General features: G+C 34.7%; 10 protein-coding genes. 6 read left to right on the plus strand and 4 right to left on the minus strand.

Annotation, left to right across the window (positions count from 1 at the left end):
- Positions 1 to 14 precede the first annotated feature (14 nt).
- On the plus strand, positions 15 to 1,913 hold the full coding sequence (locus tag OZP15_RS02735) for an amidophosphoribosyltransferase (RefSeq protein ID WP_269226965.1): 1,899 nt from the start codon (positions 15 to 17) through the stop codon (positions 1,911 to 1,913).
- 290 nt (positions 1,914 to 2,203) lie between these two features.
- Here the strand turns inward: OZP15_RS02735 and OZP15_RS02740 are convergent, their stop codons facing one another.
- Together OZP15_RS02740 and OZP15_RS02745 are read right to left on the minus strand one after the other, a co-directional pair.
- Positions 2,204 to 2,809 carry a superoxide dismutase gene (locus tag OZP15_RS02740; RefSeq protein ID WP_281336935.1) on the minus strand — a complete coding sequence of 202 codons (606 nt, stop codon included), beginning with the start codon at positions 2,807 to 2,809 and terminating at the stop codon, positions 2,204 to 2,206.
- A gap of 147 nt (positions 2,810 to 2,956) precedes the next feature.
- Entirely contained in the window at positions 2,957 to 3,169 is a 213-nt protein-coding gene (locus tag OZP15_RS02745) for a helix-turn-helix domain-containing protein (protein ID WP_269226967.1), read from the minus strand.
- A 184-nt stretch (positions 3,170 to 3,353) separates the two neighbouring features.
- On the opposite strand from OZP15_RS02745, the gene OZP15_RS02750 reads away from it, so the two are divergent.
- The 4 genes from OZP15_RS02750 to OZP15_RS02765 all read left to right on the plus strand — a co-directional run bounded on the left by OZP15_RS02750 (position 3,354) and on the right by OZP15_RS02765 (position 12,212).
- Entirely contained in the window at positions 3,354 to 4,421 is a 1,068-nt protein-coding gene (locus OZP15_RS02750; protein ID WP_269226968.1) for a type I restriction endonuclease, read from the plus strand.
- 152 nt (positions 4,422 to 4,573) lie between these two features.
- Complete coding sequence (locus OZP15_RS02755; protein ID WP_281336936.1) at positions 4,574 to 7,723, plus strand: UvrD-helicase domain-containing protein; 3,150 nt, start codon at positions 4,574 to 4,576, stop codon at positions 7,721 to 7,723.
- Positions 7,724 to 7,943: 220 nt separating this feature from the next.
- Positions 7,944 to 9,386 carry an OmpA family protein gene (locus OZP15_RS02760; RefSeq protein WP_269226969.1) on the plus strand — a complete coding sequence of 481 codons (1,443 nt, stop codon included), beginning with the start codon at positions 7,944 to 7,946 and terminating at the stop codon, positions 9,384 to 9,386.
- A 63-nt stretch (positions 9,387 to 9,449) separates the two neighbouring features.
- Positions 9,450 to 12,212 carry a PD-(D/E)XK nuclease family protein gene (locus tag OZP15_RS02765; RefSeq protein WP_281336937.1) on the plus strand — a complete coding sequence of 921 codons (2,763 nt, stop codon included), beginning with the start codon at positions 9,450 to 9,452 and terminating at the stop codon, positions 12,210 to 12,212.
- 118 nt (positions 12,213 to 12,330) lie between these two features.
- Here OZP15_RS02765 and OZP15_RS02770 read toward each other — a convergent pair whose 3' ends face one another.
- Positions 12,331 to 13,113 (minus strand): alpha/beta fold hydrolase, encoded by a 783-nt coding sequence (locus OZP15_RS02770; protein WP_269226970.1) that lies wholly within the window; start codon positions 13,111 to 13,113, stop codon positions 12,331 to 12,333.
- 195 nt (positions 13,114 to 13,308) lie between these two features.
- Here OZP15_RS02770 and OZP15_RS02775 point away from each other — a divergent pair, with 195 nt between their 5' ends.
- Positions 13,309 to 13,503: a hypothetical protein gene (locus OZP15_RS02775; protein WP_269226971.1), complete on the plus strand. Its 195-nt coding sequence runs from the start codon at positions 13,309 to 13,311 to the stop codon at positions 13,501 to 13,503.
- A 90-nt stretch (positions 13,504 to 13,593) separates the two neighbouring features.
- Here the strand turns inward: OZP15_RS02775 and OZP15_RS02780 are convergent, their stop codons facing one another.
- A complete protein-coding gene (locus OZP15_RS02780; protein ID WP_281336938.1) occupies positions 13,594 to 14,886 on the minus strand; it encodes an aminopeptidase P family protein in 1,293 nt (430 codons plus the stop codon).
- Between the last annotated feature and the right edge of the window lie 66 nt (positions 14,887 to 14,952).

Below are 14,952 nucleotides of genomic sequence, written 5' to 3' on the forward strand. Positions count from 1 at the left end.
ATAACTACTTTACGATGAGCGACGCAATTAAACACGAATGTGGTATTGCCCTTTTAAGATTGAAAAAACCGTTAGAATTCTACAAAGAAAAATACGGAACAGCTTTTTACGGAATACAAAAAATGTATCTCTTGATGGAAAAGCAACACAATCGTGGGCAGGATGGAGCAGGTTTTGCCAGTATCAAATTGGATGTTGAACCAGGTGAGAGATACATCAGCCGTGTGAGATCTAATCAAGCACAGCCTATTCAAGATGTATTTGCTCAAATCAATGATAGAATCAATGAAGAAATGGCGGCTCATCCTGAATATGCGGATAATGTAGCTTTGCAGAAAAAAGAGCTTCCTTATTTGGGGGAGTTGTTTTTAGGTCATGTCCGTTATGGAACCTTTGGGAAAAACAGTATCGAAAGTGTTCATCCATTTTTACGTCAGAACAACTGGATGCACCGAAACTTGATTTTGGCCGGAAATTTTAATATGACCAATGTAAAAGAACTTTTTCAAAATCTTATTGATTTAGGACAGCATCCAAAAGAAATGGCGGATACTGTAACGGTTATGGAAAAAATCGGACACTTCCTAGACAATGCAGTTACTGATTTATATCAGGAATGTAAAAATGAAGGTTTAAATAAAAGAGAAGCATCACCTGTAATTGCCGAAAGATTGGATGTGGGTAAGATATTAAGAAGAGCTTCTAAAAATCTCGACGGAGGTTATGCTATGGCAGGGCTTCTAGGTCACGGAGACGCTTTTGTTTTTAGAGATCCAGCAGGAATTCGTCCGGCTTATTTTTATGAAGATGATGAAATTGTTGTAGTAGCATCAGAACGCCCAGTTATCCAAACGGTTTTCAATGTTGATTTTGATAAAGTGCAGGAATTACAGCCTGGTAATGCTTTGATCATAAAGAAAAACGGACTGGTAACCGAACAGCAAATTCTAGAACCAACTGTTAAAAAAGCCTGTTCTTTCGAAAGAATATATTTCTCTCGTGGAAGTGATGCAGAGATATATCAAGAAAGAAAAAATCTTGGTAAATTAATTCTTCCAGCGGTTTTGGATGCTATTGAAAGTGATACTGATAATACTGTTTTTTCTTATATTCCAAATACAGCCGAAACATCATTCTACGGAATGGTCGAAGCAGCACAGGATTTCCTGAATCAAAGAAAAAACAATTATATCCTAGAAAACAGAAATACATTAACCAAAGAAACGCTTCAAGAGCTTTTGGCAGTTAAGATTAGAACCGAAAAAGTAGCCATCAAAGATGCGAAATTAAGGACTTTCATCACCGAAGACAGTAGTCGTGATGATTTGGTTGCACACGTGTATGATGTAACTTATGGTGTGATAAAACCAACGGATAATTTGGTAATCATTGACGATAGTATTGTTCGTGGAACGACGCTTAAAAAGAGTATCATTAAAATGATGGATCGCTTGAAACCAAAGCGTATTGTTATTGTTTCATCGGCTCCACAAATTCGTTTTCCTGATTGTTATGGAATCGATATGGCAAAACTAGAAGGTTTAATTGCTTTTCAGGCGGCATTAGAATTGCTAAAAGAAAGAAACCTGTATCATATCGTTGACGAGGTTTACGCCAAGTGTAAAAAACAAGAGGATTTCCAAGATACCGAAGTAGTGAATTTTGTAACCGAAATTTACGCACCATTCCAACCGCAGGAAGTTTCAGATAAAATATCAGAATTGTTAAGTTCGCCAGAAATCAATGCCGAAGTGAAAATTATTTTCCAAACGGTTGAAGATTTACACATTGCTTGTCCTAAAAACCTAGGCGATTGGTACTTTACAGGAGATTATCCAACTCCTGGAGGTAATCGTGTGGTAAACAGAGCGTTTATGAATTTTTATGAAGGAAAAGATGCTAGAGCCTATTAAATTTGTTTTTGGTACTTTAACGACTATTTAGGCATTTCGTCTATTAAGTTTTTGGATAGTACATTACATAGATACCTTTACAGAACCATAATATTAGTAGGTTAAGTTTATGGTAGATTTGGGGCAAAAAAGGTGGAAGCAATTCCACCTTTTTTATTGGAATAAACTCCCTAAAAAGATTTCAGACTTCAGATTGTAGATTTCAGATTTATGAAGTGTACAAAAAAAATAGACGAACAAACTTTTCAGTCTATTCGTCTATTATCTAAAAGTCTATTTTCTTAAAAAGACTATTTTGCCGCAGCATATCTTTTTGCTACTTCATCCCAGTTAATTACATTAAAGAAAGCTTCAATATAATCTGGTCTTCTGTTTTGGTAGTTCAAGTAGTAAGCGTGCTCCCAAACATCCATTCCCAAGATTGGAGTTCCACCACAACCTACACCTGGCATCAAAGTATTATCTTGGTTTGGAGTTCCACAAACTTCTAATTTTCCGTCTTTCACACACAACCAAGCCCATCCAGAACCAAATTGAGTTGCTCCAGCTTTTGCAAAAGCCGCTTTAAAAGCATCAAAAGAACCAAAAGCACTGTCAATAGCAGCAGCTACTTCTCCTGTTGGTAATCCGCCACCGTTTGGAGACATTACAGTCCAAAATAAATTGTGATTAAAAAAACCACCACCGTTGTTACGAACAGCACCATTTTTCAAATCCAAATTGGATAATATTTCTTCGATAGTTTTACCTTCTAATTCTGTTCCTGCAATAGCAGCATTCAAGTTAGTAGTATAAGCATTATGATGTTTAGAATGGTGGATTTCCATTGTTCTAGCATCAATATGTGGTTCTAATGCATCGTAAGCATAAGGTAATTGTGGTAATTCAAAAGCCATAATATTGTTGTTTAAATGATTTATAAAAATTTTATTCAAAAATAAACAATTAACTTTGAAAAGGAAATTCTATTTTGTTATAATTCTATTAAATAAATGGGGGGTGTGTTTTTAGCAACGTAACCAACGTTGTTAAGGAACTAATCGTTAAAACTTAAATAATTCAATTACTTCTATTTCCAAAGCTTTTGATACTATCTCCAAAGTAGAAAGTGTTGCATTTGCTCTACCAGCTTCTAACCTAGACATATTACTTTTCTCAAAATTACATTTGGCAGCCAAATCCTGTTGAGAGATATTTTTCTCATTTCGGATTTTCTGAATGCGTTTGCCAACCTGTATTTGTATTGATTCTTCCAAACTCTACTTATCATTTACGATAAGTCAAAATTTGTTTTATATTTGCTCAATACGGTTATCGTAAATGATAACTATAAAAATATTTTGCTCAAATGTGGAAACCCGTAAAGTAATGCGTTTTTTCCTTGATAGATTTGGTGGGAAATAAAAATAGAAAGTAACAATTTAAACTAAACAACAAATTATGGATTTAAAAGACCAACTTAAATTAATTGCTGACCGAACAAAACACAAAGACAATATTCAAACCGAAGAAGCTACAAAAAACGCATTCGTAATGCCATTTTTGCAAAGTTTAGGTTACGATGTTTTTAATCCATTAGAAGTTGTTCCTGAATTTATTGCAGATATTGGGATTAAAAAAGGAGAGAAAATTGATTACGCCATTTTTAAAGATGGAAATCCGACGATTTTAGTCGAATGTAAAGATTGGAGACAAAATTTGAATGTTCACGACGGTCAGCTTTTAAGGTATTTTCACGTTTCAAAAGCAAAGTTTGGTTTGTTGACAAACGGAATAGTTTATCGGTTTTATTCGGATCTAGTAATGCCAAATAAAATGGACGAAAAACCATTTTTAGAATTTAATATTACCGAAATCAAAGACAATCAAATTGAGGAATTGAAAAAATTTCACAAAGCCAATTTTGATGCCGAAAGCATTGTTAATACGGCTAGTGAAATGAAATTTATGAATGAACTCAAACATTTATTGAACAAAGAACTTACAGAACCAACTCCGGAGTTTGTAAAGCATTTTGCAAAACAAGTTTATCCAAGTGTTGTAACGGCTAAAGTTCTAGAGCAATTCACAGAATTGACTAAAAAATCTATTCAGCATTATATTAGTGATTTAATTACTGATAGGTTGAAAACTGCCTTGTCTAAAGAGGATGAGAAAAATAAACCTGAAAATTCAAATGAAATTTCAGCCGAACAAAATCTGGAAGATATTAGCAAAATAAATACGACTGAAGAGGAGCTTGAAGGATTTTTGATTGTTAAAACTATTTTGAGACAAAACATTCCAGCAACAAGAGTGACTTATAGAGATGCACAATCGTATTTTGCCATTTTTCTGGATGATAATAATCGAAAAGCAGTTTGCAGATTGTATTTAAACGGCGGAAAAAAATGGATTGGATTATTTGACGAAAACAAAAAAGAAACAAAAAATGAAATAGAAACTTTGGATGATATTTTTAAATATTCAGTAGAATTATTGAAGACTATCGAAATGTACGAAAAGTAAAAAATACATTCTGCTTCAATATTTTGAATTGCCTTTGGCTTTATCCAAAGGTTTTTTTGTTGAATTTATTGGCTTCAACTATTAAGATTATAAAACAATAGAAAGTTAGAAATCTTTGTATTACTTTTAATCCTGATTAATCAAAAATCAAAATGCAAAGACCCTCATTCTCCATATATGACGCATCCGCGGGTTCGGGAAAAACCTATGCACTTGTCAAAGAATACCTTAAAATTATTCTTGTTGCTAATAAAAATGATGCCTATCGCAACATTCTCGCCATTACGTTTACCAACAAAGCGGTTCACGAAATGAAAAGTAGAATCGTGGGTAATTTATCTGAATTTGCCAAAGACGAACCGAGTCAAAAAGCACAGGATTTAATGAGGGATTTGGCAAAAGACACGGAGCTTTCCATCATTCAAATCAAAACCAAATCACAGCAAATCATCAAACACATCATTCATAATTATGCGGCTTTTGATATTTCTACGATTGATAAATTCACGCACAAAGTCATTCGGGCTTTTGCTCACGATTTAGGTTTGCCAATGACTTTTGAAGTGACTTTGGATACTGAAAACTTGCTCATTGAAGCGGTCGATGCCATCATTGCGCAAGCGGGTGAAGACGAAACTTTGACCAAATTACTCATCGATTTCACGATGGAAAAAACCGATGATGACAAATCCTGGGATATTTCCAGAGAAATTTTAGAAACGGGTCGTTTGGTTCTCAATGAAAACAATCGGAATGAAATTACTCATTTTCAAGACAAAACTATTGCTGAATTTGTCGAAATAAAAAATAAACTCGCCGAAGCCTGTAAAGTTCTGGAAAAAGAAAACACAGTATTTGCCGAAAACGCTTTGGGATTAATCGAAAAAAACAGAATTGATTTAAAATCCTTTTCAAGAGGAACGTTTCCAAATCATCTTCAAAGTATAGTGGATGGAAAATTCAATCCAAAAAATAAAATGTTTCGGGAATTTGAGGATATTTCTATCAACAAAACTGCCAAAGACGGAGCAATTATCGAAAGTATTATCCCTGAATTATTACAAATTCTCGGCACAATTTATAAAAACTTCGAAAAGCGGGATTTCTACAAAGCTTTCCTGAAAAACATTACGCCATTATCTTTGTTAAATACCGTCAGCAATGAATTGGCCAAGATTCAGGAGGAACAAAACGTGCTTTCCATTTCGGAATTCAATGCTATTATTCATCGGGAGATTCAAAACCAGCCAGCTCCTTTTATTTATGAAAGATTGGGCGAACGTTACCGTCATTTTTTTATTGACGAATTTCAGGATACTTCCGAAATGCAGTGGCAAAATTTGATTCCGTTGATTGACAACGCTACATCTAGTGAAATTGATGGCGAAAAAGGAACTCTAATGATTGTGGGCGACCCGAAACAATCCATTTACCGTTGGCGTGGCGGAAAAGCCGAGCAATTTATAGAATTGAGTAAAGAGCACAATCCGTTCAATAATCCCGAGAAAGTTTTAGAACATTTAGACAAAAATTACCGTTCGTATTCGCAAATAATCGAATTCAACAATGACTTTTTTCAGTTGTTGTCCAATGAATTCGAACATGAAGATTACAAAGATTTGTATCAAAATCATAGCCATCAGAAAACGAATGCGAAAACAGGTGGTTACGTCAATATTTCTTTCATCCCAAAAATAGAAGAAAGCGAAGAAGATGAAGAGGCATTGGACAAAACCGAATTGTATTTATTGGCGACATTAAATACCATTTTAAAAGTAAAACAGCACCGTTTTGAATACAAAGACATCGTAATTTTGACCCGAAAACGCAGTCACGGAATTGCCGTTGCCAATTATTTGACTGAGCAGGGAATTCCGCTTTTATCATCGGAAACCTTGATGATTCAAAATGCAACTGAAGTTCGATTTATTATTCATTTATTGAAATACCTGAAAAATAGCTCCGATTTAGAAGCTAAAGCGCATTTCCTTCATTATGTTGCCGATAATATTCAGGATCAATTGCCTGTTCACGATTTTATTGCGCAAGGAATGGATAAAAAACAGGAAGCTGAATTTGAAAATTGGCTAACAAATTTTGATATTTCACTTTCCTTTCAAGACATTCGAAAAAAATCTTTGTATGAATCGGTGGAACTTATAGTGAGTAAATTCCTGAATTCACAAAGCGGCAATGCTTATATTCAATATTTCTTGGATATTGTTTTGGAGCGAGATGTTCGCAACCAAGCGGGTATTTCGGATTTCTTGAATTTTTGGAACAAGAATGGGGAGAAATTCAGCATTCCGTCTCCCGAAGGTAAAAATGCAGTTCGAATTATGACTATTCATAAATCGAAAGGATTGGAGTTTCCGGTCGTGATTATGCCTTTTGCTGATGAAGATTATGCCAAAAGTCCAAAAAGTAAATTATGGATTGATGCCGAAGCTGATGATTTTGGTTTACCTAAAGTTTTAGTAGATAATAGCAAAGCCGTTGAGGGTTTTGGAGAATCCGCAAAAACGGTTTACGTTCAAAAATCGCAGGAAGAATTATTGGACAATATTAATGTTCTGTATGTGGCTTTGACTCGTGCCGAAGAGCAGTTGTTTGTGATTTCGGATATGAATTTAGATGCTAAAGGAATTCCAGGAAAGAACAAAATGTCCACTTTTTTTGTTAATTATTTAGACAGTAAAGGGAAATTCAACGAAGGTCAATCAGAGTACGAATTTGGAGTTTCAAGCAAATTATCTTCCGAAAGCGACACAACCGAAGAAGTTCAATTGATTCAATCTGTTAGCGAAGTTTTGAATCCAAAAAACATTAAAATTGCCCAAAGGGAATCAGTAATGTGGGGAACGCACCAGCAAGAAGCTATAGAATACGGAAATGTAGTTCACGAGATTTTATCTTTTGTAAAAACTAAGGACGATATTGATATGGCAATTACAAAAGCCGTCGAAAGTGGATTGATTAATTACGCTCAAAAAGAGGCTGTTTATAAAACCATTCAAGAAATTGTAAATCATCCTGAACTTTCAATTTGTTTTGAAGAAGGAAATCAAGTCTTGAATGAACAAACTATTATTCAAAAAGAAGGTCGAACCATTAAACCGGATCGAATGGTTGTGAATATTGTAAATGAAGTCTATTTATTAGATTATAAAACAGGAATACACAATCCAAAATACGAATTACAATTAGAGAATTACCAAAAAGCCATTGAATTGATGGGTTATAAGGTTGTAAAAAAGGCTCTGATATATATTGGACAGCAAATAAGAGTAGTGAATTTTTGAAATTCAAGTAAATTCGGGGTAATTTCATTAAGAAAAAACTTTCAATCATTAATTGTGATGAATAATATAAATTTTAGAATCCTTAATTATAGGTAGAGAAAGGGAGCGAATATGGTTATTTTTAATCAATTGGTTGTATTTTTTTTAACGTTTCGTTTTGTAGTTAAAAAAGTACACATTATATTTGTATCTTAAAAATAGTAATCTAACAAAATTAAGTATGAAACATCTTAACAAACTTTTATTTGCTGGAATGATGCTGATGACCATGGGTTCTCAAGCACAAGACAGTAACAATCCATGGGCATTGTCTTTTGGAGTTAATGCCGTTGACACAAGAACTAGTGCTGGAGGAGGGAAAAATTTCTTTAATTCACACGTATCACAGCCATTCAATGTAAGTGAAAATTGGAATATTCTTCCATCTGTATCTTACTTAAGTATTGCTAGATCAGTAGGAAATAATTTTTCTGTTGGTATTCAAGGATCTATTAACAAAATTGAAAAATTTGTTGTTTTTAATCCAAGTTCTCCATTGGCAAACTCTGCTGGTTATGCTGTAGTTAACCCTGGAGATTTGATGTACTACGGTATTGATGGAAATGTTAAATACAGTTTTAAAAATGCAATTAAATCTAAAGTAATTGATCCTTCTGTACACGTAGGTGGAGGTTATACTTTCCTAGGAGATAATAGCTTTGGAACTGCAAATGTTGGATTTGGTTTAACTTTATGGTTTACTGATAATGTTGGTTTAGCTTTGGCTTCAACTTTCAAATCTGCAGTTGGTAATGATAGAAATGTTGCTGGAGATATCAATACTCCTAAAGCTCCTTCTCATTTACAACACACTGTAGGTATTACTTTCCAATTTGGAGGAAAAGATACTGATGGAGACGGAATTTATGACAAAGATGATGCTTGTCCAGAAGTTGCTGGTTTAAAGCAATTCAACGGATGTCCTGATACTGACGGAGACGGAATTATCGACGGAAGCGATGCTTGTCCAGAAGTTGCTGGTTTAGCTGCTTTAAACGGATGTCCTGATACTGACGGAGATGGTATTGCTGATAAAGATGATGCTTGTCCAGAAGTTGCTGGTTTAGCTGCTTTCAAAGGTTGTCCAGATACTGATAAAGATGGAATCGCTGACAAAGATGACAAATGTCCTACTGTAGCTGGTCCTAAATCTAACGGTGGTTGTCCAATCGTTGACACTGATAAAGATGGTGTTGAAGATAAAGATGACGCTTGTCCTACTGTAGCTGGTCCTGCTAGCAACAAAGGTTGTCCTGAAGTAACTCCTGAAACTATCAAACAATTAAACGAATATGGTAAAACTATTTTGTTTGATTCTGGAAAATCTTCTTTCAAAACTCAATCTTTCGCAGTATTACAATCAATTGCTGGAATCTTAAAAGAGTATCCTAACTCAAACTTTATGATCGAAGGTCATACTGATAGCGATGGTAGTAACCAATTAAACCAAACTTTATCTGAAAACAGAGCTGCAGCGGTTAAAAATTACTTAATCGAAAAAGGTATTGCTACAGAAAGATTGAAATCTACTGGTTTTGGTGAAACTAAACCACTTGATACTAACAAAACTGCTAAAGGTAAAGCAAACAATAGAAGAGTAGAAGTTTCTTTAATTAAAGAATAATTTACTTTCAAATAATTTTTCAAAAGCCATTCTTAATTGAATGGCTTTTTTTATTTTTATAAAATGATAGATACTTCATTTTTAGATAAAATTGCTCAAGTTTTAATTGAGAACTATTCACAGAAACTTTCGAATACTATTGTGGTTTTGCCCAACAAGCGAGCCAAAATATTTTTGATTGAAGCCTTAAAAAAACAAGTTTCAACTAATATTCTATCTCCAGAGATTATTAGTATTGAGGATTTTATTCAGGATATTGCCAACATTCGTACTATCGACCCCATAGAATTATTATTTGAATTCTATGAAGTTTATCTGTCTATTACTGAAAAACCAAATCAGCAATCCTTTGAACTTTTTGCCAATTGGGCTAAAACATTACTACAGGATTTCAACGAGATTGATCGCTATTTATTAGATCCGTCACATGTGCTTTCTTATTTAAAAGATATTGAAGACATCAAAAAATGGGGAATTGAAGTTGAGAACAAAACACAATTACTCGAAAATTATATTGATTTTTGGAAATTACTACCCAATTACTATCAATCACTTTACAGTCATTTATTGAACAAAGGAATTGGTTACCAAGGTTTGATTTATCGAGAAGCCGTAAACAACCTTAATCATTTTTCGGATTCCATAAAAGAGAAACAATTCCTTTTTGCGGGTTTTAATGCCTTGAATGCTGCCGAAGAACGAATCATTCAACATCTGATAGCTTCTGATCAAGCTGCCATTTATTGGGATATTGATCAAACTTTTTTAAACGATCCCTATCACGATGCTGGATTGTTTGTGAGACGTTTCAAATCGAGTTGGAAACACTATAAATCCAATCCTTTTGAATGGATTGTGGACGATTTTTCGCAATCGAAAAACATACAAGTTATAGGTACTCCTAAAAGTATTGGTCAAGCCAAAATTGCGGGCAGTATCATAGAAAACATAGTTACTGATAATCCTAATACAACACTCGACAAAGTGGCTGTAGTGCTGGGAGAAGAAAATTTATTAGTTCCACTTTTATATTCTTTGCCTTCCACAGTTGGTGCTTTGAATATTACGATGGGCTATTCGAGCAAGAACAATCCAGCTCAGATTTTGATTGCCAAATTGTTTAAAATGCACACCAATGCCTTGTCCCGGAATGCTAAAAGTTATGTGTTATATTACAAAGATGTTTTGGATATTTTAACGCATCCTTTGGTTGAACCTTATGCCAAAACCAATGCTTTGGTGAATCTAATCAATAAAAATAACTATACATTTATTTCGCATCAGAAATTAATGGAATTGAATCCCAATCCAACGGATTTGTTCTTGTTGTTGTTCCAAAAATGGGAGAATGGTTCGATGGAAGTTTTGGAAACCATTTCGAGTTTATTGCAAACCATTAAAACGAATTTGAGCAACGACAACGAAGAAGAAAAAATCACCAAAGCCTTTGTTTATGCTATTTTTAAAGTAATCAACAAATTGATTAATTACTATTCACAGCATTCCCATATCGAAAAAATTGAAACGCTTTATGCCATTTACAAACAAGTAATTGATTTGGCCGAAGTGTCTTTTGAAGGAGAACCTTTGAATGGTTTGCAAATAATGGGAGTATTGGAAAGTCGGGTTTTGGATTTTGAAACCGTGATTGTCACTTCAATGAATGAAGGAAAATTTCCGGCGGGAAAATCGCAGAATTCGTTTATTCCGTATGATGTTAAAAGGGAATTGGGCTTGCCTACTTTCAAGGAAAAAGATGCTATTTATACCTATCATTTCTATCATTTATTGCAACGAGCCAAGAATATTTATTTGATTTACAACACCGAAAGTGAAGGTTTGGATGCAGGCGAAAAAAGTCGTTTCATTACCCAATTGGAAGTCGAAAAACAAGCCAAACATACATTAACCCACGAAATCTACAATGCTGTTTTACCCGAAACCGCTTATCAGCCAATTGTCGTTCCAAAGTCGGAATCGGTGATGATACGATTAAAGGAAATTGCCGAAAAAGGATTTTCACCTTCGGCATTGACGAGTTATATCCGAAATCCGATTGATTTTTATTTCCAAAAAATTCTCCGAATTAGCGAAGTCGAAGAAGTGGAAGAAAACATTGCCCTGAATACTTTGGGAACTATTATTCACGAAACTTTAGAAGATTTATATACGCCTTTTATTGGGAAATTTTTGTCTGAAAATGATATTTTGGGTTGCTTCAAATTGTTGGATGCCGAAGTGTTGAAACAATTCAAGTTGGTTTATAAAGAAGGCGAAATCAAAAAAGGACGCAATCTGTTGGCTTTTGAAGTAGCGAAACGCAACGTTTCTAATTTCTTGAAAGTCGAATTGGAAAGCATTAAAAATGGCGATGCGATAAAAATACTTCATTTAGAAAAAGCTTGTGAAGCAATTTTGGAACATACGAGTTTGCCTTTTCCAATAAAAATTGCTGGAAAAGTGGACAGAATAGAAGAACGCAACGGAATTATCCGAATTATAGATTATAAAACCGGAAAAGTGGATAAGCCAAACGTTACCTTGAAATCGTGGAAAGGATTAACGGACGAAATCAAAAACGACAAAATTATTCAGGTTTTGGCGTATGCTTATATGTATGAAAAGGAAGCCAACGGAAAACCGATGGAAGCTGGAATCATTTCGTTCAAAAACTTGAAATCGGGTTTTTTACCTTTCAGTTTTAAAGAAGGAAAAGAAGAAAATACAACAATTGATACCGCTATTTTAAATGATTATCTGGAGCAAATGGTTTTGTTGCTGAATGAGATTTTGGATGTGACAAAAGATTTTGTGGAGAAAGTTTAATTATTGAGTTTAGCAGAAACTGTTATTTTGTCATTTCGACGAAGGAGAAATCACATAACGAGAGCAACTAATGTGATTTCTCCTTCGTCGAAATGACAAATTGAATTCATTAAAAATTTTAAACTCCTTTGAAAAAGTCCAATAAAACGGTTTTCAATTCGTCTCGATTTTCAATATGGCTCATGTGTCCGTCTGCGAATGTAACGAGTTCTACAGTAGTGTCTTCAATTTGATCTAGGGAATCTTCATAATTCAAAACAGGATCTTTTTCTCCCAAAATCAGCATTTTTGGATAGGGAGTAAGATGCAATAAAACCTCTCGATCTTTGCGGATTTTCATTCCTTCGAGTGAAGCCACAACGCCTTGTAGTGGAGTTTTCAATGCTTCGATTTTTACCTTTTCGATTTCGTCAATTAATCGTTCGCGATTGTCGGGACTAAAAAGATTGGCAATAGAAAGTCTAATAAATGTAGTATAATCTTTCTTCACCGCTTTGATGGCGCGATCTCGATTGGCTTTTCGTTCGTCGCTGTCGGCTTTGGAAGTGGAATTCAGTAAAACCAAAGCTCTCACATTTTCAGGATACAATTCGGCGAAAGCCAAAGCTACATAACCACCCATAGAATGCCCGACAAAAACCGCTTTTCGGATTCGTAATTTGGACAAAACGGCCTGAACTATTTCGGCGTTGTCTTCCATAGAATGAACGTAACCCAAACATTCTGTTTCACCGTGACCCAATAAATCGATGGTGATAATACGATGTTTTTTGCTCAATTCCGGAACTAAATCTTCCCACATTGTTTGGTTTTCTAAAAAACCGTGAAGCAACACAACGGCATTACCTTTTCCTGTATCGGAATACGAGATATTCGTGTTTTTGTAGAGGATTTGATTCATTGGTTTAAACTTGGAGCAAAAATAAGGCTAATTTTTTTTTAAATCATTTAAGTAATATGAAAAATATTTTAAAGTAGTTAACCCAAAAAATGGACTGAAAATGTTACGGTAATAATACAAGTTTTACAAAGAATAGTATAACAAATTAAATGAGTAAGATTATAAATTTGTTAGTAACTTTTAAATACAGAAATTATGAATCTAAAAAGATTTTTCGGAGGATTGCTAACCATTTTGGGAATTGTTGGACTTATTTATACAGCAGTTATATTTGCTGGTACATCTGGCGAAACAAGAGATATTAAGTCATTAATTATTTATGGAATATTAGGAATCGTGTTTTTTATGTCTGGAATTAGTTTGGTTCGTGGCACAAAAGATGAATCATAGATTTTAGTTACACAAATGATTATTGTACTGAAAAACGGCTCACAATCCTGCAAGCCGTCTTTTCTCTTTATTCTTGAATCTTTTTTCTAATCAAGAATTCATAAGCGTTTCAATTTCCTCAATTTCAATCGGAATATTGCGCATCAAATTGAACGGCTCGCCAGTTTCCTGAATGACCACATTGTCTTCTAACCTAATTCCGAAACCTTCTGCTGGAATGTAGATTCCGGGCTCGACGGTGAAAACCATATTGGCTTGCATTGGTTCGGTTAGAATTCCGTAATCATGAGTGTCTAATCCCATGTGGTGGGAAGTTCCGTGCATGAAATATTTTTTGTAGGCTGGCCAATCCGGGTTTTCGTTTTGTATATCGGCTTTGTCCAAAAGTCCCAAGCCTAGCAATTCCGAAGTCATTATTTTGCCCACTTCAGCCTGATATTGTTTCCAAAGAGTTCCTGGAGTCAGCATTTTGGTGGCTTCGTTTTTTACTCGTAAAACAGCATTGTAAACCGCTTTTTGTCTGTCGGAATAACGACCAGAAACAGGAATGGTTCTCGTTAAATCGCTGGAATAATTAGCATATTCTGCAGCGACATCAAGCAGAATCAAATCACCAGCTTTGCATTGTTGGTTGTTTTCGATGTAATGCAACACATTGGCATTATTTCCGGAAGCGATAATGGGTGTGTAGGCAAAACCTTTGGAACGATTGCGGATGAATTCGTGAATCAATTCGGCTTCGATTTCGTATTCCATTACGTTGGGTTTTACAAAAGAGAGAATTCTTCTAAAACCTTTTTCGGTAATGTTACAGGCGTTCTGAATTAAATCCAATTCTTCACTTTCCTTGACAGAACGTAATCTTTGCAAAATCGGATTGCTTTTGGCAACCTGATGAGCAGGATATTTATCTTTCCACCATTTCACAAAACGTGCTTCTCGGGTTTCGGTTTCTACAGTGGCGCGATAATGCTCGTTGGTGTTGATGTAAATCGTTTCGGAATAACTCATTATTTCGGCTAAAACCTTTTCAAAATCTTGCAACCAATGCACGGTTTTGATTCCCGAAACTTCAAAAGCTCGGTCTTTAGTCAGTTTTTCACCTTCCCAAATGGCAATGTGTTCACTGGTTTCTTTCAGGAACAACATTTCTTTTTGGTTTTCATAAGGTGCATCAGGAAAAAGCAATAATATACTTTCTTCCTGATCTACGCCCGATAAATAGAAGATATCACGGTGTTGTGCAAAAGGCAAAGTGCTGTCGGCAGAAACAGGATAAATATCGTTGGAGTTGAAAACCGCCACACTTTTCGGCTTCATTTGAGCCGTGAATTTTGTGCGGTTTTTTATAAAAAGTTGGCGGTCTATTGGATAGTATTTCATTTTGTGCAAAATTTTTTTGAATACTCAAAAGTAAATACTTTGAAGGCAAAAAAGGAAAAATAACAT

Source organism: Flavobacterium eburneipallidum (assembly GCF_027111355.2).
In the GTDB taxonomy this organism is placed as follows: domain Bacteria; phylum Bacteroidota; class Bacteroidia; order Flavobacteriales; family Flavobacteriaceae; genus Flavobacterium; species Flavobacterium eburneipallidum.